This is a genomic window from Bartonella sp. CL435QHHD, from assembly GCF_042195095.1.
Classification (GTDB): domain Bacteria; phylum Pseudomonadota; class Alphaproteobacteria; order Rhizobiales; family Rhizobiaceae; genus Bartonella.
The window spans coordinates 1-23,600 of sequence record NZ_JBHINS010000017.1; the positions used below are offsets into that span (position 1 = coordinate 1).

Annotated in this window: 16 protein-coding genes and 3 pseudogenes; 12 read left to right on the forward strand and 7 right to left on the reverse strand. The window is 37.1% G+C overall.

The genetic code is table 11. The annotated features are described in order from the left end of the window. From ACFILH_RS00600 to ACFILH_RS00625, 6 genes are all read left to right on the forward strand, one after another. Positions 1–849, forward strand: an 849-nt coding sequence (locus tag ACFILH_RS00600) for an ABC transporter substrate-binding protein (RefSeq protein ID WP_375667207.1), incomplete at its 5' end; no start/stop codon positions are given. A gap of 414 nt (positions 850–1,263) precedes the next feature. After that, the gene (locus ACFILH_RS00605; RefSeq protein ID WP_273790725.1) at positions 1,264–1,413 is read left to right on the forward strand and encodes a hypothetical protein; all 150 of its coding nucleotides are present in this window, start codon (positions 1,264–1,266) and stop codon (positions 1,411–1,413) included. Between the two features lie 376 nt (positions 1,414–1,789). Next, positions 1,790–3,421: an ABC transporter substrate-binding protein gene (locus ACFILH_RS00610; protein WP_375667213.1), complete on the forward strand. Its 1,632-nt coding sequence runs from the start codon at positions 1,790–1,792 to the stop codon at positions 3,419–3,421. Between the two features lie 901 nt (positions 3,422–4,322). After that, positions 4,323–5,954 carry an ABC transporter substrate-binding protein gene (locus tag ACFILH_RS00615; RefSeq protein ID WP_375667208.1) on the forward strand — a complete coding sequence of 544 codons (1,632 nt, stop codon included), beginning with the start codon at positions 4,323–4,325 and terminating at the stop codon, positions 5,952–5,954. 399 nt (positions 5,955–6,353) lie between these two features. Further along, entirely contained in the window at positions 6,354–7,784 is a 1,431-nt protein-coding gene (gene xseA, locus ACFILH_RS00620; protein ID WP_375660258.1) for an exodeoxyribonuclease VII large subunit, read from the forward strand. Beyond that, positions 7,762–8,391 (forward strand): DNA-3-methyladenine glycosylase I, encoded by a 630-nt coding sequence (locus ACFILH_RS00625; protein ID WP_375643710.1) that lies wholly within the window; start codon positions 7,762–7,764, stop codon positions 8,389–8,391. The genes xseA and ACFILH_RS00625 overlap by 23 nt, the downstream gene beginning before the upstream one ends. A gap of 245 nt (positions 8,392–8,636) precedes the next feature. Here ACFILH_RS00625 and ACFILH_RS00630 read toward each other — a convergent pair. Further along, positions 8,637–8,816, reverse strand: a pseudogene (locus ACFILH_RS00630) (integrase); the annotation flags it as partial. A 1,207-nt stretch (positions 8,817–10,023) separates the two neighbouring features. Here ACFILH_RS00630 and ACFILH_RS00635 point away from each other — a divergent pair. The 6 genes from ACFILH_RS00635 to ACFILH_RS00660 all read left to right on the forward strand — a co-directional run bounded on the left by ACFILH_RS00635 (position 10,024) and on the right by ACFILH_RS00660 (position 17,401). Beyond that, positions 10,024–11,649, forward strand: a complete 1,626-nt coding sequence (locus ACFILH_RS00635; protein WP_375667209.1) for an ABC transporter substrate-binding protein — start codon at positions 10,024–10,026, stop codon at positions 11,647–11,649. A 372-nt stretch (positions 11,650–12,021) separates the two neighbouring features. Continuing rightward, entirely contained in the window at positions 12,022–13,638 is a 1,617-nt protein-coding gene (locus ACFILH_RS00640) for an ABC transporter substrate-binding protein (protein ID WP_375667210.1), read from the forward strand. A gap of 111 nt (positions 13,639–13,749) precedes the next feature. After that, positions 13,750–14,823, forward strand: a complete 1,074-nt coding sequence (locus tag ACFILH_RS00645) for an ABC transporter permease (RefSeq protein WP_375631682.1) — start codon at positions 13,750–13,752, stop codon at positions 14,821–14,823. Between the two features lie 2 nt (positions 14,824–14,825). Next, on the forward strand, positions 14,826–15,755 hold the full coding sequence (locus tag ACFILH_RS00650; protein WP_273790732.1) for an ABC transporter permease: 930 nt from the start codon (positions 14,826–14,828) through the stop codon (positions 15,753–15,755). Then, positions 15,748–16,632, forward strand: a complete 885-nt coding sequence (locus ACFILH_RS00655; protein ID WP_273790733.1) for an ABC transporter ATP-binding protein — start codon at positions 15,748–15,750, stop codon at positions 16,630–16,632. The genes ACFILH_RS00650 and ACFILH_RS00655 overlap by 8 nt, the downstream gene beginning before the upstream one ends. Further along, entirely contained in the window at positions 16,619–17,401 is a 783-nt protein-coding gene (locus ACFILH_RS00660; protein ID WP_375631680.1) for an ABC transporter ATP-binding protein, read from the forward strand. The genes ACFILH_RS00655 and ACFILH_RS00660 overlap by 14 nt, the downstream gene beginning before the upstream one ends. 549 nt (positions 17,402–17,950) lie before the next feature. Here the strand turns inward: ACFILH_RS00660 and ACFILH_RS00665 are convergent. From ACFILH_RS00665 to ACFILH_RS00690, 6 genes and pseudogenes are all read right to left on the reverse strand, one after another. After that, a pseudogene (locus ACFILH_RS00665) lies at positions 17,951–18,779 on the reverse strand (autotransporter domain-containing protein); the annotation flags it as partial. 79 nt (positions 18,780–18,858) lie between these two features. Then, complete coding sequence (locus ACFILH_RS00670) at positions 18,859–19,470, reverse strand: hypothetical protein (protein WP_375667211.1); 612 nt, start codon at positions 19,468–19,470, stop codon at positions 18,859–18,861. Next, the gene (locus ACFILH_RS00675; protein ID WP_375667212.1) at positions 19,460–21,244 is read right to left on the reverse strand and encodes an MFS transporter; all 1,785 of its coding nucleotides are present in this window, start codon (positions 21,242–21,244) and stop codon (positions 19,460–19,462) included. Before ACFILH_RS00675 ends, ACFILH_RS00670 begins: the two co-directional genes overlap by 11 nt. A gap of 830 nt (positions 21,245–22,074) precedes the next feature. Then, positions 22,075–23,118, reverse strand: a complete 1,044-nt coding sequence (locus ACFILH_RS00680; protein ID WP_375658293.1) for a tyrosine-type recombinase/integrase — start codon at positions 23,116–23,118, stop codon at positions 22,075–22,077. A gap of 6 nt (positions 23,119–23,124) precedes the next feature. After that, on the reverse strand, positions 23,125–23,343 hold the full coding sequence (locus ACFILH_RS00685) for a hypothetical protein (RefSeq protein ID WP_273791657.1): 219 nt from the start codon (positions 23,341–23,343) through the stop codon (positions 23,125–23,127). 119 nt (positions 23,344–23,462) lie between these two features. Further along, positions 23,463–23,600, reverse strand: a pseudogene (locus tag ACFILH_RS00690) (exonuclease); the annotation flags it as partial.

A 23,600-nucleotide genomic window follows, 5' to 3' on the forward strand; every position in this document is an offset into this window, starting at 1 on the left:
TTGCAAAAACATGATATTGATGTTGCTCGTAATTTGACACCTGAAGATCTTGCAGATCTGCAAAAAACAACAGATGTTAAAATCAAGGAAGTGTTAGAACCATCCATGATGTACTGGGGATTCAATATGACAAATCCCATTTTTGCTAAGGAAAAAGTACGCTTGGCGATGCGTTATCTTATAGATTATGAAGGTCTTGGCAAGAAGCTTCTTAAAGGGATTGGTGTTCCACGGGCCAGTTTTATTCCTCTTGGTAATCTTGGAGCTTTGGATGAAAAAGAGGGGCAACCCTTTAAGCTTGATATTCAAAAAGCAAAACAGCTTTTAGCAGAGGCCGGTTATCCGAACGGATTTGAAGCAAATTTTATTGTCTCAAATGCTCCTTATACTTTGTTACTTGCTCAGTCACTTCAAGATAGTGCTGCACAGGCGGGCGTGCGTCTTAAAATTGAACGTGTAGCAGGTACACAGTTGTTTTCAAAAGTGAATGCACGGGCTTTTGATACGGCTTTTATCGGATGGAATAATGATTCTGCGGATCCTCATACAATGGCTTCACGTCTTGTTTATAATCCAGATAATCGGCTTGAGGCAAAAAATACAGCCTATCCTAGTTGGCAGCATGGGTATTTTGATGCCAAAATGAATAAAAAAGTTGAAGAGGCGTTGTTTCAAAAAGATCCGCAAAAACGGGCACAAATATATGCTGATTTACAACGTGAACTTATGCAAAAAGGACCTTATGCGTTTATCTATCAGAAATATACTGTTATTGCGATGACGCCTGATGTCAAAAAGTGGGTTTGGAATAGTGCGCCACATATTTTTTATAGTAAAATTGAAAAATAAGAGTGTCTTCAATGCTGTTCAATAGATAAAGGGCATCGTCATGATATATTCGGCGTATTGTATAAATTTTCAAGTTTTGCAATGCGTCGAAGATCATAGGTAATGCGTGATATATTGTTGAATGTCTTTTCAAGACATTCGTTTAAAGATATTTTTCATTCTCATTAGAGGTGTATTTAAGTGGATGTTAAGATCGATATTTCAATTTCTCTGAATTAGAAAGTGGTCAATTTATTTGTTAAAAAACTGAGTATAACATAAAGAAACTAAGTGTAACAAATATCGCGGAATTTAGTGGTGCTAAAGGTGCAAAGGTTTTGCTGTGTTGAAGGAAAGTTTTGTTATGGGTGGGTACACAAGGGATATCAGTTTTTTATAGTATTCATATTTTCTTTTGCTTTGAAAGATGATGAGATGTCATTTGGAGGGTGTTATTTTACGGGGAGTGATGAAAAAATTAAATTTTCTTTTGAAGAAGGAATAAAAGTCGTTGCACTTGGCAAACTGACAAATTTTCCTGTTTTATCAAATCGTCAAATTATTATGAAGGCTCTTTGTTATTAAGGTACTTGAGCCAAAAGGGGTAGTGCTTTGATGGTATAGAACACGCCGGAAGAAATACGAGACAAGCTTGCTTAACAAGATAGAAAAAATACAGGTTTTATAGTCTTTAATAGTAGGCGTTATGATATCGTGAATAAGCTCTGTTGTTGGTGAGCGTTCATTGTATATCAGAGTGTTTTCCTTTGTATGTTTTAGTTTGGCTTATAAGTGTAGACAGGAGGAGTCATTGACAAGAGGTGCTTGTTCTTGAAGGTTTTAAAGTTTGATCTTTAGGAGCCTATCGTTCGTCTAAACTTAATTATTAAGCACGTTTTGCTGCATGGGGAATTTATACAATAAACGTTAAAAGGAAAATTCTATGAACGTGAAAGGTTCTATGAACGTGAAAAGAAAAATATTGAAAAAGGGCGGTTCTTTTATTTCTGCTGTTCTTGCAATGGGGATGTTTGTGCAACAAGTTTCAGCGAAAACACCTGCTGATACGCTTGTGATGGCTTGGAATCTCGATCCAATAAGTACATTTGACCCTGCACAACTCAATGACCGTTATGGAATTGAATTGGTTAACAATATTTGTGATAATTTAGTCGTTTCTGCTACAGATGATGCTACTAAAATGGTTCCCTCGTTAGCGAAGAGTTGGGATGTTTTAAGTGATGATCAGAGTACTGTGATTACTTTTCATTTGCGTGATGGTTTGAAGTTCAACGATGGTCGTCCTGCGAATGCCAATGATCTTGTTTGGGGTATGAAGCGGGTTGTCAAATTGAAATTGTCTAATGCGGCAACATTTAATGAATATGGGATTACAGAACAAAATGTTGATGAGGCTTTTCAAGCACCGGATGACAAAACGGTGGTGATGAAATTTGATAAACCTTATCCAGCAGAGCTCATTCTTAGCAATATTTCCACTAATCGCACTGCTGCCTTGCTGGATCGTGAGACACTCATGAAAAACGAACAAGATGGTGATATGGGAAACCGGTATTTGGCAAGTCATTCTGCTTGTGTTGGTCCTTATCAGCTAGAGAGTTGGCGTCCTGGAGAAGGGATTTTGTTGCGTGCAAGCTCCAATTATTGGGGGGAGGTGCCTAAATTAAAGAAGATTTTAATTCGCCATGTTGCGGAACCTGGAACGCAACGTTTATTATTGGAAAAACACGATATCGATGTTGCACGTAATCTGATGCCAGAGGATTTGGCAGATCTCCAAGCAACAACGGATATTAAAGTTGAAAAAGTGTTGGCGCCCTCCATGATCATATGGGGGTTTAATACGACGAACCCTATTTTTGCCAATGAAAAAGTGCGTTTAGCGATGCGCTATCTTATTGACTATGAAGGACTCGGTAAGACTCTTCTCAAAGATGTTGGTATTCCACGTGCAAGTTTTATTCCTCTTGGTAATCTTGGGGCTTTGGAAGACAAAGAAGGACAACCCTTTAAACTTGATCTCCCAAAAGCAAAGGAACTTTTAACAGAGGCAGGTTATCCAGATGGTTTTGTGGCCAGTATTTTTGCTGGTGCCTCTCCTTATCCTTTTGCTTTGCCTATTGCTCAGTCTCTCCAAGACAATGCAAAAAAGGTGGGGGTACGTTTTAAAATTGAACGTTTCGTAGGCACGCAGTTATTTTCAAAATTTTATGCGCGTGGTTTTGATACGATTTTTTTCGGATGGAATAATGGCTCTGCGGATCCCCATACAATGGCTTCACGTCTTATTTACAATCCTGATAATCGGTTTGAGGCTAAAAATACAGGCTATGCGAGTTGGTGCCATGGGAATTTGGATGAAACTATGAATCAAAAGGCTCAAGATGCGTTGTTTCAAAAAGATCAAAAAAAACGGGCGCAAATGTATGCTGATTTGCAACGTGAATTTATGCAGAAAGGACCTTATGCTTTTATGTATCAGACATATGTTTCTGTAGCGATGACACCTGATGTGAAAATATGGGTTTGGAATAGTGCTCCACGTATTTTTTATAGTGCAATTGAAAAATAAGAAGGTTCAGGTTTATAAAATATAAAAAACATGATCATGATATATTTGATGTATTGCAAAGCTCTTTAACACTTTGCAATACGTTGAATTTTATCGGGAATGGATTTCTATGTTGTGTAGAGAATTTTATTTCAAAACATTCTATTGGGAAGAAAGGTTATTTATCTCGATAAATTCTACGTGTATAGATATTAATATTTTATATTTCAATTTATGTGTATAAAAAAGTAATAACTTTGTTTGTTGCAAAAGACAGGTGTAACGAATAAAGCAAAATTTAGTGTTTCTGAAAAAATGGGGGACTTTAAAATGTTTTAGTGAAAAAACTATTTTATGCAGATATGTGGGGAAACATCACGCTACTCTTCTTATACCTCAGTACACTCCTTATGACTTAAAATATGATAATCTATAGGTTCGAAGCTGTTATTTGATACGGAGTTATAATAAAGTTCGAATTTTCTTCTGAAAAAGGGTGAAAGTGGTTACTAAAAAATTTATTCAGAATCATCAAAATATTAAATTGTCTTGAGGTTTTTGAAGCAATTAGAGTAGCGCTTTGATGATACTTTTTAGAAAATAGCAAGAAGAAACTTGAAGAAGAAATCTTTTTGATGAAGCAAAGAAGAATTTTGGCCTGATATGCTCTGAATTGTAAGTGCCGTGATGTCGCGTGCTATCGTGCGTGATAGCTTTATTTTAATCAGATCGTTTTGCGTTGCATATGTTCATTTGTCCTATACGTGTTCGGGGGATGTGCTTTTGAAAAGTGGTTGCTGCTCTTGGAAGTTTTGATGTTTTACCTCTAGGAGGCGTGTTTTCTAAGCATGATCTTATCATTTTTGCATGTTGTCACATGGGGAAGTTATACAATAACCTTAAACCTTAAAAGGAAAATTCTATGAACGTGAAAAGAAAAATATTGAAAAAGGGCAGTTCTTTTGTTTCTGCTGTTCTTGCAATGGGGATGTTTGTGCAACAAGTTTCAGCGAAAACACCTGCTGATACGCTTGTGATGGCTTGGAATCTTGATACAATAAGTACATTTGATCCCGCACAAATCAATGATCGTTATGGTAATGAAGTTCTTGTCAATGTTTGTGATAATTTAGTCGTTTCTGCTACAGATGATGCTGCTAAAATGGTTCCTTCGTTAGCAAAGAGTTGGGATGTTTCAAGTGATGATCAGAGTACTGTGATTACTTTTCATTTGCGTGATGGTTTGAAGTTCAACGATGGTCGTCCTGCGAATGCCAATGATCTGATTTGGAGCATGAAGCGGGTTGTTCAATTGAAGATGGCTACTGCGGCGACATTTAATGAATATGGGATTACAGAACAAAACGTTGATGAGGCTTTTCAAGCACCGGATGACAAAACGGTGGTGATGAAATTTGATAAACCTTATCCAGCAGAGCTTATTCTTAGCCATTTTGCCACTAGTCGTACTCTTGCTTTGCTTGATCGTGAGACACTCATGAAACACGAAAAAAATGGTGATATGGGAAACCGGTATTTGGCAAGTCATTCTGCTTGTGTTGGTCCTTATCAGCTAGAGAGTTGGCGTCCTGGAGAAGGGATTTTGTTGCGTGCAAGCTCCAATTATTGGGGGGAGGCGCCTAAATTGAAGAAGATTTTAATTCGCCATGTTGCGGAACCTGGAACACAACGTTTATTGTTGCAAAAACACGATATCGATGTTGCACGTAATCTGATGCCAGAGGATTTGGCAGATCTCCAAGCAACAACGGATATTAAAGTTGAAAGAGTGTTAGAGCCATCCGTGATCATATGGGGGTTCAATGTGACAAATCCAATTTTTGCCAATGAAAAAGTACGTTTAGCGATGCGCTATCTTATTGACTATGAAGGACTCGGTAAGACTCTTCTCAAAGATGTTGGTATTCCACGTGCAAGTTTTATTCCTCTTGGTAATCTTGGGGCTTTGGATGCAAAAGAAGGGCAACCCTTTAAACTTGATCTCCCAAAACCAAAGCAACTTTTAACAGAGGCAGGTTATCCGAATGGTTTTGAGGCCAGTATTTTTGCTGGTGCCTCTCCTTATCCTTTTGCTTTGCCTATTGCTCAGTCTCTCCAAGACAATGCAAAAAAGGTGGGGGTGCGTTTTAAAATTGAACGTTTCGTAGGCACGCAGTTATTTTCAAAACTATCTGCACGTACTTTTGATACGATTTTTTTCGGATGGAATAATGATTCTGCGGATCCCCATACAATGGCTTCACGTCTTATTTACAATCCTGATAATCGGTTTGAGGCTAAAAATACAGGCTATGCGAGTTGGTGCCATGGGTATTTGGATGAAACTATGAATCAAAAGGTTCAAGATGCGTTGTTTCAAAAAGATCCAAAAAAACGGGCGCAAATGTATGCTGATTTGCAACGTGAATTTATGCAGAAAGGACCTTATGCTTTTATCTATCAGACGTATCACACGATAGCGATGACACCTGATGTTAAAAAATGGGTTTGGAATAGTGCACCACGTATTTTTTATAGTGCAATTGAAAAATAAGAAGGATCAGGTTTATAAAATATAAAAAACATGATCATGATATATTTGATGTATTGCAAAGCTCTTTAACACTTTGCAATACGTTGAATTTTATCTGGAATGGATTTCTATGTTGTGTAGAGAATTTTATTTCAGGAATTCTTATAAAAGATGTGTTTGTGTGAATGTTAAGATTGAATATTTAAACTTCTATTGATACAATTTTCGAATGAAATAATGACTCTAGATATCCCCATAAAACGGCTTCAAGTTTTTTTACAACCCTGATAATCGATTTGAAATTAAAAATATAAACTACTCTAGCCGGTGTTATGGGTATTTTGATGAAGCTATAAATCAAAAGTTTAAAGATGTGTTGTTTCAAAAAGATTCACAGAAACGGGCGTAAAGAATTGAAAAATGGTAAGTTTGTTTAGTGAAAAAACAGGTGTAACAAATGTGGCAGAATTCACTGTTTCCGAAATAGCAGGGGCCCTAAAGCGTGTTGTTGAAGAAAAGTTTGGTTATGTACGGGTACGTGGGGAGATATCAGGTTACCGTGGTACTCATGCTTCGGGACATGCTTATTTTGCTTTAAAAGATGATAAGGCACGGTTGGAAGCTGTTATTTGGCGTGGAATGATGGAAAAGCTCAAATTTCCTCCTGAAGAAGGGATGGAAGTGATTGCTGTTGGTAAACTTACGACGTATCCAGGATCATCGAAATATCAAATTGTCATTGAGGCTCTTGAACCAACAGGGATTGGTGCTTTGATGACACTCCTTGAAAATCGTAAGAAAAAGTTTTTAGAAGAAGGCTTGTTTGATGAAGCTAAGAAAAAAACTTTGCCTTATATGCCTCGAACTATAGGCGTTGTAACATCACCAACAGGTGCTGTTATTCGTGATATTATTCACCGTATATCCGATCGTTTTCCGTTGCATATTTTGGTTTGGCCTGTACGTGTTCAGGGGGAAACAAGTGGGAAAGAAGTGGCTGTTGCTGTTGAAGGTTTTAATGCGTTGCCTTTAGGAGGAGTTGTTCCTAAGCCTGATCTTATTATTGTTGCACGGGGAGGGGGAAGTTTAGAAGATTTGTGGGGGTTTAATGACGAAGCTGTTGTTCGTGCTGTTTATGAATCTTCTCTTCCTGTTATTTCTGCTGTTGGGCATGAAACGGACTGGACCTTGATTGATTATGTGGCTGATTGGCGTGCTCCAACTCCCACCGCCGCAGCAGAACGGGCTGTTCCTGTTAAGCTTGATCTTGAGGTGCTGGTGGCATCGCTTGCTGCACGTTTGCGCAAGGGACTAGCGCGTTATTTGGATTTTTATCGACAAAAATTGCGAGCTACTCTACGAGCTCTTCCGACTGCCGATCAACTTTTTGCTCTACCACGGCGTGGTTTGGATGAAACTTCAAGTCGATTGCAGCGTGCTCTTTGTGTGAGCTACGATAAAAAACGTTTTTCTTTTCATGCACTTGGTGTGCGTCTTTCACCGCGTTTGTTAAATAGTGAAAAAGCACAACGCAATACAAAGGAATATACGGCACGTCTTCAACGTGCTTTTGTGCGTAGTGTGGAAAAACAACGTGCTGGGTTAGAGGTAGTATCTAGGCTTTTAAAAAGCACTTCATATCAGAATATTTTGGAGCGCGGTTTTGTTTTGGCTTTGGGGAAAGAGAATAAGCCCATTAAACGCTTGGCTCAGTTTCCTGAAACGGGGCACATAAATTTACGTTTTTTTGATGGAGATATCAGTGTTGCAACACAAGAGCCTATTTCCGCTAAACGTTCAAAACACAAGCAAATAAAGTCGCCTAGCGATGATCAAGGAATGCTCTTTTAATACGGGGGTTAATGCCATGCTTGCGGAAGGTCTTCTTAAGGGAGTGGATGGAAAAGTTCGTTGCGCATGGGCTGGAACGGATCCACTTTATTGTGCTTATCATGATACCGAATGGGGAAAGCCTATTTTTGAGGATATTCGTTTGTTTGAGAAAATTTGTCTTGAAGGTTTCCAAGCGGGACTTTCTTGGTTTACAATTTTAAAAAAACGCTTTTTTTTTCGCATTGCATTTGATCACTTTGACTTTGAAAAGATTGTTCATTATGATGAGCTAAAGGTGCAAATGTTAATGCAGAATAAAGACATTGTTCGCCATCAAGGAAAAATTCAATCAGTGCTTAATAACGCATTGAGAGCACAAGAAATTATAACAGAGTGGGGAAGTTTGTCCCACTATTTTTGGTCTTTTCAGCCACCACCATCAGAGCGTTATGAAAAAATAGATTTTCAAACACTGTTGGCTAACCCTATGACACCTGCTTCTCTTCGTCTTTCTCAAGACTTGAAGAAACGTGGCTGGACATTCGTTGGTCCCACAATTTGTTATGCTTTTATGCAGTCCGTAGGGATTGTTAATGATCATCTTGAAGGATGTTTTTGTCGATAAATTGGCAAACTGTCTTTTGTAAGAGTAATGATCAATAGGATAATAATTGAATTATTTAATGAATGTATAGATTATACAATTTCACTGTATAAGATAATTGAAATATACAAACTATACAATATTAATGATTTTCTACTGTTGTTGGCACTAAAAACGATAAAGGTATAATTTTGAGGATGAAAAAACAGACGCCAAAAGGAGTGATACCTTAACTGTTATGTATCTGAAGTGAGATAATGGTAATATCTTGTATGTTTTAAAGAAACATTTAGTACACCAAAACCCATTTCGCGGTGGCGCCTGTGAATGGTACAACGGTAAATCCATTGAGCACCTCCATCTTTACGCTTATGAAGGAGCAAATCGGCACCATCACACACTTTACTAGCTCTCAATGTTGTGCAACAGTCTTTGGCATTTGTAATGGTTGAGAAGAGTTTTTTTTATTTCTGTTAATGACATGACCGTTATAATTAATGAATATTTTATTCATGCTTATTGACGAATGCAAAGTGGTTTTTAGATGGGGTGCTGTTGTTGCATTGTTTTTCTTTGCTTGTATGACTGTCGGTTTATTTATATGTAGGTCGATTGCTCAATGCTTACCTAGGTAATAAAAATAAAATACAGCGATGAAAAATTGAAGTTAAATGACTCAAGCTGCTTGTGTTGGGTTTTATTATCTGATAGCTTTCCTCTATTAGTAGAGTGATCTTGCCGCGTGTGCGCTCCAATTTTTTGGAAGATGATTAAGCTCATGCAGGCTTGTATCCACTACATTGCTTCGTTGAATCTCTGTATGTTTCCGCTGGAAACGAGAGTTCTGTTGCTGTATGTTGTTTTATGCTCTATTTTTATAGTGGCAAAGCGATGATGCACACTAAAGTTTAGAAGGGTTTATATTCGTTATGTCTTTAGGGGGGAAGCGTCTAATGAATTTTGTTTTTATCAATGGGGGAATGCATTTTAGTGTGTATTCTTTTATTGTAAGCTTTATTTCTCAAAAGATAAAGCGTGGAAGGAATGATTCTTCTCATTTTTCTTTTATCTTTGTTAACGCGTTTGGTTTTGTTGGTAAAAACGTAAAACTTTTGACACTTATTTTTCAAAAGATTAAGCAGCTTTTTGTGGGGGGATGGCGTTTTAGAAAAGATATTTTCTTATGTCTTTCTGCTATTCCAGTGTCGTTTTTGTCATGTAGTAAAGATGCGCCGCATCTTGAAACTGAGTGTTTGAGGGGGATAACTATTTTTAAAGTTTGCATATTTTATTTTAAATATCGCCTAAAGGAATAGAATAATGAATTCATAAATTTTTGCGTAATGATTTTTTAAAGCTCACTATTTTTTGGGGCGATAAGGCTTATTGATGATTAATAGGGAACTGATATAGTGCATTATCATATGCAAAGAAAGGTTATGAAAAAAATGTAATACTGGTTAGCAAAACATATATTGTATGTTCGCTATGGTTTATTGAGACGTAAGTCAATGAATTTATCAAGTAGATGACTCTGTGTAGGTGATTAAAAATATAAGCGATTAGAACGTATTTATTCAATGTTATAATTATAAATTTGCTATATTATTTCAGCGTCATTAATTGATAAAAAATAAATAAAGGGAAAAGTTTATGAACTTGAAGAAAACAATATTAAAAAGTAGCAGCTCTCTTGTTGCTACTCTTATGGCTTTGGGGGTAGTTGTACAACAGGTTTCAGCAAAAACACCGGCTAATACCCTTGTGATGGCTTGGAATCTTGATGCAATCAGTACGTTTGATCCCGCCCAAAGCAATGATGTTTATGCAAGTGAAATTATTTACAATGTTTGTGATAACTTGGCGAGTACTGCGACAGATGATCCTGCTAAAATGGTTCCTGCTTTAGCAACGCATTGGGATGTTTCAGGTGATGATCACAGTACGGTGATTACTTTTCATTTGCGTGATGGTTTGAAGTTTAATGATGGCAGATCAGCCAATGCCAATGATCTTGTTTGGGGTATGAAGCGGATTGTCAAATTGAAGATGGGTAATGCGGCAATTTTTAATGAATATGGAATTACAGAACAAAATGTTGATGATGCTTTGCAAGCTCCCGATAAGAAAACAGTTGTGATGAAATTTGATAAACCTTATCCAGCAGAGCTTATTCTTAATAATATTGTTGCGAGTCGTGCAACAGCTTTGCTTGATCGTAAGACGATTATGAAACACGAAAAAGATGGTGATTTGGGAAATCAGTATTTGAAGAGTCATGCTGCTTGTGTTGGTCCTTATCAGTTAAAAAGTTGGCGCCCTGGAGAAGCTCTTTTGTTGCGTGCAAGCTCTCACTATTGGGGACAAGCGCCTAAACTGAAGCAGATTTTAATTCGCCATGTTGCAGAGCCCGGAACACAACGCTTGTTGTTGCAAAAACATGATATTGATGTTGCTCGTAATTTGACACCTGAAGATCTTGCAGATCTGCAAAAAACAACAGATGTTAAAGTTGAAAAAGTGTTAGTGCCAACTATGATGTACTGGGGATTCAATACGACGAATCCTATTTTTGCTAAGGAAAAAGTGCGCTTGGCGATGCGTTATCTTATAGATTATGAAGGTCTTGGCAAGAAGCTTCTTAAAGGGATTGGTGTTCCACGGGCCAGTTTTATTCCTCTTGGTAATTTTGGGGCTTTAGATGAAAAAGAGGGGCAACCCTTTAAGCTTGATATTCAAAAAGCAAAACAGCTTTTAGCAGAAGCCGGTTATCCGAACGGATTTGAGGCAAATTTTCTCGTGTCAAACACTCCTTATACTTTGTTACTTGCTCAGTCACTTCAAGATAGTGCAGCACAGGCGGGCGTGCGTCTTAAAATTGAACGTGTAGCAGGTACACAGTTGTTTTCAAAAGTGAATGCACGGGCTTTTGATACGGCTTTTATCGGATGGAATAATGATTCTGCGGATCCTCATACAATGGCTTCACGTCTTATTTTCAATCCAGATAATCGGTTTGAGGCTAGAAATACAGCCTATCCTAGTTGGAAGCATGGGTATTTTGATGCCAAGATGAATCAAAAAGTTGAAGAGGCGCTGTTTCAAAAAGATCCGCAAAAACGGGCACAACTCTATGCTGATTTACAACGTGAACTTATGCAAAAAGGACCTTATGCGTTTATCTTTCAACAATATAGCGTTGTCGCGATGACGCCTGATGTCAAAAAGTGGGTTTGGAATAGTGCACCGCGTATTTTTTATAGTGCAATTGAAAAATAAGAGTGTCTTTTTAATGTTGTCAAAGCTAAAAAGAGCTTAATCATAATTGTATGATGAAAATATTCTCCCATATAAAAGCTCTTCAGTTTTTAAGGATGAAATTGTGAGGGATGTTTGTGCAGTAGCAGTATATAATTAAGATCGTTTATAGGGAGCGATAAATATAGAAAGTTATATTGGGGAGGATCTTTATTTATAGTTATAGATTCTCTGCATCCAGAATATAGACTGATGTATAAGAAAATTATTTTATAGATGCTTAGTTTGATGAAATGAAATTGATGTCTAATGCTATGCTATTTAAAAGATGAAAGAGCAAAATCAAAATCACTTTGTGTGAAAAGGTAGAAGAATACAAAAGGAAGAGATAAAATGGGAAAACAAAGAATATTGAAAAATTTTTCTATTTTATTAAGCTCAATCGTTTTTTTTAATGGGGCTGTAACATCGGCATTCAGCGCTTCATCTAAAGATATATTGGTAATGGCGTGGAATATTGATTCAATTAGTAGTTTTGATCCAGCGCAAACTGTTGAGGTTGTGACGAGTGAGTTATTGACGAATATTTGCAGCGCGTTAGTGCAATATGACGAGCATGATCCTACAAAAATTCGCCCTGCTATGGCAAAATCTTGGGACGTTTTAGATAATGGCAAAAGAATAGTTTTTCATCTTCGTGATGATTTAAAGTTTAATGACGGAAGGACGGCTACAGCGCAAGATCTGGTATGGTCGATGCGACGGATTATTAAATTAGGATTAAGCTATGCTCAATCTTTAATGGATTATGGGTTTACCAAAAACAATGTTGAAACAAATATTCAGGCACTTGATGATAAGACTTTACAATTAAAATTAGATAAACCCTATCCTATTCAGCTCATATTGACTGTTATTGGACAATCTTATGCTTCTGCTTTGCTTGATCGGGAAACAATTGAAGCACAGAGTATTAACGGTGATATGGGGAATAAATATTTAGCAACACATTCAGCTTGTGTTGGACCTTATAAATTGGTGAGCTGGTCTCCAGGAGATAAAGTTGTGTTAGAGGCGACACAGCATTATTGGGGCGATGTGCCTAAAATTAAGCAGATTGTTGTGCAGCATGTAGCGGATTCATCAAGTCAAAGACTTCTTTTGGAAAAAGGTGATGTGGATATAGTGCGTGATCTTTCTTCAGAGGATATTTTAGATCTTGAAAAAAAGGGAGAACCAGTCAAAATTAGTCGTGTTTTGCGTCCGCAGATTATTTACCTATCGTTAAATAATAAGAATGCAATTTTTTCGAATGAAAAGGTCAGACTGGCACTTCGTTATTTGGTTGATTATGAAGGTCTTGGAAACACTGTTTTGAAAGGAATTGCTATTCCTAGGGCAACTTATATGTCTTTAGGTGTTCCAGGTGCTTTAGATGAAAAAGAAGGTTTGCCTTTTCAGTTGGATTTGAAAAAAGCAAAACAACTGATTACTGAAGCTGGTTATCCTAATGGGTTTAAAGCTAATCTTTTAGTTGGAAGCCTTAGTTATATGTCGTCTGTTGCACAGTCTATTCAAGCCAATGCACGCAAAATTGGTGTTGAGCTTACAATTGAAAAAATGGCACAAAATCAATTGTTGAGCCGTGTACGTGGTGGAAATTATGATACTGCACTTATGGGGTGGGGGAGTGCCGATCCTGATGGACATCCTGCTTCATTAAATCACGTGTTTAACCCTGATCCAACATTTACAAAAAAGCACAATATGTATTTAGCTTGGCGCGCTGGGTATTATGATGAAAATATTAATAACATGGTGATGGATGCTTTGTTTGAGCAAGACCCCAATAAGCGCATTGTGCAATATCGTACTTTACAGCATTATGTGTTAGAGCATGGTCCTATGGTTTATTTATTTCAGACATATTATACCGTTGGTATGGGACCTGATGTCAAAAAATGGATTTGGAACAGTTATAGACTTTATTACAATGAAGCAGAAAAATAAAAGAAGCATGTTATAGAGAAGGATTGTAGAACATGCTTCATAAGAGGTTGTTTCGTTATATAAAAAGAGGTATTTGCTTTATGTTTTGTCGCTACAGAGGGGATTTTTATAATGGTTTTGCCACTTTCAGAGACTGAAAGAGCTGTATCAGAAAAGCAGAAAAAATTATTTTTATGGGATTTTTTATGCAAAGGATTGAAACTTCTTATTTCAGTTTTTATCACATTGCTTGGGTTGGTGACGATCACTTTTTTTCTTGGTCATCTTCTTCCTCTAGATCCGGTTCTGTCTATTCTTGGTGATAATATCAGTCAGGAAGCTTATGATGCAATGTATTATAAGCTGGGTCTTGATAAGCCGTTGATTGTCCAATATTGGAAGTATCTTCATAATGTATTTTTGTTTGACTTTGGAGATGCTTTAACTTCTGGGCGACCTGTTTTAGCCGATATTATGCGTGTATTTCCTGCAACATTAGAGCTTGCAACCGTTGCTATTGTTATTGGCACAACTCTTGGAATTCCATTTGGTGTTTTTGCAGCAATGTATCGCGATTCATTTATTGATTATGTTGTCCGTGTTTTTACACTTGTAAGTTATTCTACTCCAACGTTTTGGCTCGGATTAATGGCGTTGTTAATATTTTACGCCAAGCTTGGCTGGGTTGGTGGCCCAGGACGTATTGATTTTCTTTATGAATATTCTTTTGAACCAAAAACAGGATTTTTCCTTTGGGATACGGCAAGCCAAGGACAATGGGAGGCTTTTGGTAATGTTTTTAGTCACGTTATTATGCCTGCTTTGATCTTGGCTTTCGGTGCTATGGCTTATATTAGCCGTATGACTCGTGGGTTTATGATTGAGCAGCTTAATCAGGAATATATCATTACTGCACGTGTAAAGGGATTATCGTGGGCGCGAACCGTTTGGGGGCATGCCTTTCGAAATGCTGCTGTTCAAATTATTACTGTTGTTGCGCTTTCTTATGCTTTTTTATTAGAAGGGGCTGTTTTAACGGAGACAGTTTTTGCTTGGCCTGGTTTTGGACATTACTTGACAAATGCTCTTTTAGCCGGAGATATGAATGCAGTTGTAGGATGTACTTTACTTGTAGGATTTATCTTTGTCGCCATTAATTTATTTTCTGATTTGCTTTATCGCATTTTTGATCCAAGGACACGTTGAATATGACAGTAAGTAATCATCATAAATCGCAATCATCATCTTCTTTGGGTAGTTGGTTAAACGATCCTGTTCCAAACTCCATAATTCAAGCGAACATACAAAGAATTTATCACGCACTGGCTAAGTTTTTTCATAACTTTTCGGCTGTATTCGGTCTGCTTATTATTTGTATTATTATCATATGTGCATTTTTTGCTCCTTGGATTGCTACGCATGATTTTCTTAGCAATGATCTAGGGCATCGGTTGCAGCCACCCTCTATGGCGCATTATTTTGGAACAGATGAATTGGGACGTGACATTTTTAGTCGCCTTGTTTTTGGTTCCCGTATTACTCTTTATGTTGTTTTTCTTACAACAGTTATTGTAGGTCCAATAGGGCTTATTGTTGGAACTGTATCTGGTTATATGGGCGGATGGGTTGATACTGTGCTCATGCGTATTGTCGATATTTTTCTTGCTTTTCCAGGTTTGATTTTAGCTCTTGCATTTTCAGCCGCATTGGGACCGGGGATTGAAAATGCTTCTATTGCAATTTCAATTGCAGCATGGCCGCCAATTGCACGTTTAGCACGTGCTGAGACTTTGACAATACGTTCTTCTGATTATGTTTCTGTAGTTCGTTTGCAAGGGGCCTCTGCTTGGCGAATTATTTTGTTTCATGTTGCGCCCATGTGTATTCCTTCAGTGATTGTACGATTAACTTTGGATATGTCTGGAATTATTTTAACGGCTGCTGGTCTTGGTTTTTTAGGGTTGGGAGCTCAACTTCCAAGTCCTGAATGGGGTGCGATGCTTTCTTCAGGGCGGGAATTTATGATGACAAATTGGTGGTTGGCGGCAATACCAGGCTGTGCAATATTATTTGCAAGTCTTGCTTTCAACCTTTTAGGTGATGGTCTTCGTGATGTATTGGATCCACGCAATGGGTAATAAATTATTAGAAGTAGAAGATTTACGTATTTCTTTTCCTACAACGCGCGGCATTTCAGAAGTTGTGCGTGGCGTTAGTTTTTCTGTTGGAAAAGAAAAAATTGGAATTGTTGGTGAATCCGGATCTGGAAAATCGATGACTGGGCGCGCAATACTAAGGTTAAGTCCAAAAGCAGCCATTGTTAAAGCTAAAAAAATGCGCTTTGAGGATGTTGATTTATTGGCCGCAAGTGAACCTCAGATGCGAAAAATCCGTGGGAAACGTATTTCAATGATTTTACAGGACCCCAAATATTCACTTAATCCATTAATACGGATCGGGGAACAGATTATGGAGGCTTACCGTATTCATTATCGTGTTTCAAAAGCTGAAGCGCGGGAGCGCACCATATCTATGTTAGAATCTGTTCATATTCGTGATCCTGAACATGTGATGCGTCTCTTTCCTCATGAAATATCTGGGGGGATGGGGCAGCGTGTGATGATTGCAATGATGCTCATTCCAAAACCTGATTTAATTATTGCCGATGAACCAACATCTGCGCTTGATATTACGGTCAGACGGCAAGTTTTATCCGTATTAGATGAACTTGTTACAAAGTCTGGAACGGGACTTATTTTCATTAGTCATGATTTAAATATGATTGCTGATTTTTGTGATCGTATTTTAGTGATGTATGCGGGCCGTGTGCTAGAAGAGTTGCCTGCTTCTGATTTGTCTCACGCTTGTCATCCTTATACAAAGGCGTTGCTCGCGAGTTTACCACGGCTTGATAATCCAGTTGATATTTTGGCTGTTCCTGAGCGTGATCCTGATTGGTTGTATAATCCTACGATTGTTAATGGTGTTGAGGAGGTTCCTCATGACAAATTGTGAGAATATTATTGATGTTTCTAATTTATCTGTAACTTTTGGTCATAGGCATAAGGCAGTAACAGTTGTTAAAAATGTTAATTTTCATATTAAGCGTGGTGAAGCTTATGGTTTGATTGGTGAATCCGGATGTGGAAAGTCAACTATTTTGAATACATTGGTGGGGCTTATTCCAGATTATAGTGGAAAGTTTCTTTTTGCTGGACAAGAAGTTGAAAAGAAAAGAAGTAAGGATTTTTTACGCTGTATTCAAATGGTTTTTCAAGATCCTTATGCTTCGCTGCATCCAAGAAAAATGGTCCATACGGTTCTTTCTGAATCGCTCAAAATCCATGGGATGGATAATCAAAGAGAGCGGGTAGAGGATGCTTTAGATTCCGTTGGTTTAGATTCTTCATTTCTTTATCGTTATCCTCATGAGTTGTCTGGAGGGCAGCGTCAGCGTATTGCTCTTGCACGTGCTTTAATTATTGAGCCAGAGGTGTTATTGCTTGATGAGCCAACATCTGCATTGGATGTGTCGGTACAGGCTGAAATTTTAAACTTGTTGAAATCATTGCGCGTGAGAAAAAAGCTTACTTATTTAATGGTATCCCATGATCTTGCTGTTGTTGCACATATTTGTGAACGTGTTGGAATTATGCATAAAGGGATTATTCTTGAAGAGCTTAGCAATGATGAATTGCGTAATCTACGTGCGCAACACGATTATACAAAGGAGTTTTTTGAAGCAAGTATAGAGCCTATTGTCCATAGAGAGCAAAGAGCATGATCCATTTTACAGAAGAGAAAATGCAATTTTATTTGTTTTGAAGTTTCTGGTGATGTTTGGCGGTATTGTTAAGAGGGAAGGGCATAATAGGATTTTTCCAGTATGAATTTGCTGGGCAGTGTTTGAGCTATAATATTTTAAATCCTACTAGAACTCCCATTTTGAAATATACGAGTGACTTATAACATACATCCCTTTGTTTAATATTGTTACATTATTTTTACTTATCATTTTATGTTCAAAAGTTTTATTTTGGCATTTAAAGCATTAAATTTGTGAGAAATAACAAAAGATAGTAATACTGTATTTTCTAGAAAATCTTCACATTATTTTTCAATATTATTTTGTTTTTGGTTGTTCTCTTTTTACAGTTTTATTCTTTATAAAAAGAATTTTTTGTAAAAAACATTCAATGGTCAATGACAGTCTTCAAATATTTCGCTGTTCTCTATTTAAAAAAGCGCTTAAAAACAGCTTATAATAAGCCAAAAAGGCAGCAATATGCTGCCTTTTTGTTAAATTGAATGGGCTGTTTTTTACAGTCGTTATTTAAAACTGATAGCGTATTCTTCCTGAAAAGCTTGCACCACTTATACCAGTTTTTGAAGCTTTTGTTGATAGCTGACATCACCATGAAGGGAGAGGTTAGCGGACAATTGTGGCCCACCTTCAACGAAACTTCCCGAGGGGCACGTTTATAATTCTTATCGATATGGAGTGTCTGATCATCACCAAAGGTTTTGATCAAGTTTACTTTTCCATAGAAAGACATAGGACGGCTGTTTTCAGTGGCAATGGTTTTTTTCAAACGTCCACCAACACGGATTATCCATTGAGAAGGATTTTGCATGTCAATGGTCAGATTATCAGCATCTTTAATGGTATCAAACATCAAATGTTGATAGGCAAGTTGTGCCTGCGGTTCGAATGCTACGCCTTGGATACCCGTTGCAAATTGTTTGCCAACAGTTGTGGAGATCGCCAACATTTTTGCATTTTTCAATTTTGCGGTTGTACTAATGAGGGCATTGTGATCTTTCCCTTTAGGAAGCCATAGGATAACAGCGTATCAAGATAGAAACCACTGTCACGCTATTTACTGCCTTAGGCGGTGAGTTGAAATGACCATTTATTCAATATGCTCTTACTTGCTGTCTTGCATATTCTTTGGAGTGAAGGAGAGTTGCCCGTAGGTTCCGAAAAGACCAAAATGTATTGTAGATATTTTTCCTTTCTGCGCGACAAGGTTAACAGCTCCTTGTAGAGCAGCATAGCGAAGATGAGCACTGCTATAACGATATTTACTAGGAGCACTACTTATCAGAAAATAAGCTTCCTGTTTTCCATAGACGTATAAGAAGAAGCCATTCCGTTTGTCTTATTCTTTCCTTAAGACATCTGTTTTTTCAACTAACACACCAGAAGAACTGTGAAAAGAATCCGATAGTTTATATTTATTAGTGTAAACTCTGATGCGTATATCCATATTTTATCTCACAGCCAGAAAAAAAATCCCGTATCATATTTAACTGAAATGTATTCTCGTACTTTTTTCTATTTTCAAAATTAACTAAAATGAACTCGGGAGTAGCGATACATATTAGAGCTAACACTTCTGCCAAATCGAATCTCTCCGATAAAGTAATCGTCACACTATATGGTACGCTATCTTTTTTCATACACTCTATGTTATGCACCCACTTTTGTTTATATTTTTTACTGTCTAGATTTCTTATCTCTGAAATAACATCTGTGCCTATTTGTATCCCTAAAAAGAACGGATTACTCTTTAATAGCTTCAAATATGGTTGAATATAGATGTGCCCCCCTGTTGCAATCCGAAAATATTTTTTACAAATGAGACACATACAAGTATATTTATGAAGTAAATCATAATCGAGCTCAAAAGGCTCTCCACCAGAAAGAATAATAAAATCAGATTTTATGTCATTTATTGTATATAAAGATTCAGGCAACGCATCATCTCTCACCATACATTCCATCGAATACGGACAATGATTGCAGCCCGCACTGCAATTTTTATTACAAATTACAATATTATCGCCCATGAAATTTCTTATTCAAGTTCATATAATCCAATACTAATTGTTTCATGAAAATATTTTGGTATAGACAAAGATCAGAAATTTTTTTAGCCACAAACGCTTTTATCATTGGTAAAGCTTCATCCTTTGATATAGACAGCAAATGAGAAATATAGTCTATCCGTTCTTCTAAATTGAGAGATAATCTTGGACTGGTGAAAAATGTTAAGATATCCAATTCCGGACTGGCTTCTTGACATAAATCCCAATCCACTACCATAAAAGAACTATCAGGAGTAACAATGATATTATCAGGATGTAAATCTCCATGTGATAAGATTATATTCTTGCTTAATCGATCTTGAAAGATCTTATTGATTTGATCAATAATCGCCTTTTGATGTAGCAAATCCATTTGGCTCAATACAGTACCCCGGATAAACTCCCATTCGACTACTTCATCGCAAAGTGTTATCAAATTTGGTGCAGGATAGAGACTTTGTCGAAAAGAGCCATCCTTGATGTTTTCATTAATGCACGATGCTTCCGGATAAATTTGCCCATAGCAAAACTCTTGATGCTTGCGTTTCAAGAAATGTTGTTTTGACGATTGTGCATTTTCAGGCTGTAACCAAATGATTTCTTGTTTTCTGACAAAAATAATTAAAGCAGACACCCCAAAAATCACAGCCATAATCACTGCCAACCACAAATTAGCTTGCCAGAATGTTGAAAAAACATGACCGTATAAAAAACTGAATGCAAAGGATACAACAGCTGTAATAATGGCTGTGAATGATAAAACAGTCGCGATAGCTTTGGGATCAATCAGTGAATTTATAAGAAGAGACGACAGATAAGATCGATAAGCAGATTTAAAAACACATAGCAGTAAAAATCCTAATATAAGAGCCGCAATGATTTGAAATGACATGAGAAAAAAAGCAATGGTTACCATACAACCAATCATTAAGACGGGGAAAATAGGATTTTGAAACTTTGAAAAATACTTCTGAAACAATATATTGGAACTTGCTGAAAAAAAATTCCCAATGATAAAAATAATCGAAACCAAAATAGCAGGTTGAAATGGCAAAAAATCAGAAAATGCGATAGAAACAGTTCGATTATTAACCAAAATAGCAAAAGCTGAAACTGCACTTAAAAAAATAAGAGTGAAGCGATAAGGATTTTTGACTTCTTTACGGCTGGCGCACATAACTGTGAAAATATTCGGATGAGCGTTGATATGAAAACTATCTAATCCCTTCGTCAGTTTTGAAAACATAAAAATAGCAAAAATTAATGAAAGGACTTGAAAAATCACAGGCAATGCAGGATGCACATAATAAAGTATTCCCCCTAAAAAAATAAGTACCGTTGTCACACTATAGGTAACAGCAGCCACTTCGGACTTAACGGAAAACAGTGTGCGATGCTTTGGTACTACAGAAAAGAGTAAACTATCTTCCGCACCTGAGAAACAAGCGGCTGCTAATGTAATACACAACAAATAAGTGGCGTAAGCAAAATATGCATAATTCATAAAAAGAGCTAAAAAACCGCAAAGAAAGAAAAACAGCCCAGTATAAATAACGCGCTTACTTCCATAAACATCTGATAATAAACCCAAGGGGACTTCTAAGATCAAAGGAAGCAATAAAAAATAACTACCGATTAAAACAATATCCGCTTGCGATAAATGCAATTTTTCCGACAAAAAAAGTGGTAAAACAGCAACCACTATAGCAGTAGACTTGCTAACACTATAAATCTTAAATTGCTTAACCTTATCCACAAAATACCTTCCCACGACATCCGCTACATGCGCCAGATTCTTTCAAAGATTTTAAAACGCTCTGAGCAGACCAATCTATTGCCTCATAATTTTGTAGATTCCCAAAAGCTTCTGAATAAAAGCAATTTTTTAAATCTCCATTATAGTCCAATACCAAGGATGAAAATGGAAATAAACACATTAACGGCGACGAAACGTACATAGAATTTTCGCCTAAGTAATAATTAATACAATTTACAAAATTTTGTGACGTCCATGAGATTTTCCTTTCTTGGAACTTTTTATCTATATAAATCTGGAGGGGGGGATTCTTTCCTTGATAATTCATCTCTCAAATGAAAAAGTGAAGTGTTTGGCGGAAGAGTTTTGTTTCTTAAAGCCTTAGATCGATCCTTTGTATTATTTTTTCTAGAAAAACTAAATGACGACGTATCGAGCGGGCTGAATCCGATATAATCGACATCTTTGCTTATACAAAAATCGATAAAATTAATAATATTTTCTAGAATCTCTTTGGTAACTGTCGCTCTTATTCCTATACTTTGCAGAGGTTGAAGATTCTTAACTGTTTCAATGTTTTTCCACACGCGATCAAATTTATTCGCCCCCGTATATCATAATATCCTTGGATACTAGTCGAATCCATAGAAATAACAATACTTTATTCAGGAATCTCTCATCTTTAAAAAATATATGAAGAATCAATAACTGAATAGGAATGTAAAGCTATATGGTGGGCGATGAGAGCAAATAAAAAGCAAGTAAAATAAAATAGTTATGTCTAATATGAGGGAATAGGTGAATCTTGATTCTATTGAGTTTTTTTGCCTCTATCCCTCATCTTTTTGAAGCTTTTTTATGGCTTCAAGAGCAAGTTTTTTACGGTCTGCGCTCTTTGTGTAAAGAGATGCCATAGCGTCATCTGTCCAGCCAAAAATTGCTTTGAGTTGTGATACTGTTGCACCAGAGTTAGCTGCGCGTGTTGCTGCTAATTTTCTCAAGCCATGTGCTGATTTTTTGATTTCTGCTACGTTACAAGCCTCACGAAAAAGGTTGCCAAAACTTTCTTTAACTAGTTTTTTACCTTCTTTACCACAAATGAATGTTTCTGCTCCAATAGGACCTGCTTCAAGCGTTTTGGCTAATTCTGGCAAAATTGGGAGAAAGACATCTGTTTGGAATTTACTTTTCTCTGTTTTAAGATGAATGATGTTATTCTTTACATCTTTCCAGCCAATGCGGACCGCATCACCACGACGCAAACCCGTATACAAAAGGACATCAATCCAAACGCGTTCATGGGTACCATGGGACCATCTTTGATAATACTTCTCAACATCTTCTTCTGTCCAAACAACAAATCCATCTTTGTTGTTAAGAGCTGGTCTTCTTACTCCTGTTGTTGGATTATTTTCTAAAAGACCTTGATCAATTGCCCAATTAAAAAGTCCATTAAGGGCTTTCAGAAAGTTTCTAGCCATTGCTGGTGTTTCTTTACGCCGTTCAACACCGGCTATAATATGCTTCTTTTCAATTGCTTGGTATGGAATGTTTCCTATAGTATCACATACCTTCATAAGGATGAGTTCTTTTTGTTTTTTTGTAGCTTTAGTGTAACTATGCCAATTAGAGCTGTTAAAGTATTGTTTAAGCAGCCATGCAAATGAACCTTCAACAAGTTTACCGGTTTTGGATTTAGGAAGTATAAGCCCTTGTAACTCGGCAAGTGCGCTTTTGTAGTTATCAACAAACTCTTGCGTTCCATAGGTACCGCGTATTCTAATGCGTTTGCCATGACCAATACGTACATACCATACAATTTTGCCATGTTGAGTAATTTGTTTAACGAGATGAGGAGGACGTGGTTTAGGCATGGTATTTTACATCTTAGAGAGTGCGGTTTCGTAATATTCATTCTTTGACAAATCTAAAAGTTTGTCTGGGTGGTTAACTGAATTTGGTAGTGGAATATCGGATTTAAGATAGATAAGCAGTTCACCGGTAGGTTTGATTTCTACGAGTTCACAACCTTGTTTTTTAGCTTCTCTTAAAGCGCGAGCAATGGCTGGTTGCGTTATAGCAGCTGGACGAGGCGCCATATCTTTTCTCCTTACATTGAGATGCAATTCACGTGTGGCGTGAATCACGCATTACTTGAAAGTGTTAAGAAGGGTGGGGGTGCTCGTAGATATGCGGGGAACAAAACACCCCCATAAGGTTAAGCAGCTTTTGTTGAGAGTTGTTTTATCTCTCGTTCTATCTCTGCTAAAAAGACTTCAACAGCTTGATTGATCTGTTCAATTTGTTGATCATCACGGAGAATACGCTTGACTTTCATGCGTAAGTGAAAGAATTC

Coding starts and splice junctions, on each gene's coding strand:
- ACFILH_RS00605 (WP_273790725.1), top strand. CDS start 1,264: ATGTCATTTGGAGGGTGTTATTTTACGGGGAGTGATGAAAAAATTAAA.
- ACFILH_RS00610 (WP_375667213.1), top strand. CDS start 1,790: ATGAACGTGAAAAGAAAAATATTGAAAAAGGGCGGTTCTTTTATTTCT.
- ACFILH_RS00615 (WP_375667208.1), top strand. CDS start 4,323: ATGAACGTGAAAAGAAAAATATTGAAAAAGGGCAGTTCTTTTGTTTCT.
- xseA (WP_375660258.1), top strand. CDS start 6,354: ATGGTAAGTTTGTTTAGTGAAAAAACAGGTGTAACAAATGTGGCAGAA.
- ACFILH_RS00625 (WP_375643710.1), top strand. CDS start 7,762: ATGATCAAGGAATGCTCTTTTAATACGGGGGTTAATGCCATGCTTGCG.
- ACFILH_RS00635 (WP_375667209.1), top strand. CDS start 10,024: ATGAACTTGAAGAAAACAATATTAAAAAGTAGCAGCTCTCTTGTTGCT.
- ACFILH_RS00640 (WP_375667210.1), top strand. CDS start 12,022: ATGGGAAAACAAAGAATATTGAAAAATTTTTCTATTTTATTAAGCTCA.
- ACFILH_RS00645 (WP_375631682.1), top strand. CDS start 13,750: ATGGTTTTGCCACTTTCAGAGACTGAAAGAGCTGTATCAGAAAAGCAG.
- ACFILH_RS00650 (WP_273790732.1), top strand. CDS start 14,826: ATGACAGTAAGTAATCATCATAAATCGCAATCATCATCTTCTTTGGGT.
- ACFILH_RS00655 (WP_273790733.1), top strand. CDS start 15,748: ATGGGTAATAAATTATTAGAAGTAGAAGATTTACGTATTTCTTTTCCT.
- ACFILH_RS00660 (WP_375631680.1), top strand. CDS start 16,619: ATGACAAATTGTGAGAATATTATTGATGTTTCTAATTTATCTGTAACT.
- ACFILH_RS00670 (WP_375667211.1), bottom strand. CDS start 19,470: ATGGGCGATAATATTGTAATTTGTAATAAAAATTGCAGTGCGGGCTGC.
- ACFILH_RS00680 (WP_375658293.1), bottom strand. CDS start 23,118: ATGCCTAAACCACGTCCTCCTCATCTCGTTAAACAAATTACTCAACAT.
- ACFILH_RS00685 (WP_273791657.1), bottom strand. CDS start 23,343: ATGGCGCCTCGTCCAGCTGCTATAACGCAACCAGCCATTGCTCGCGCT.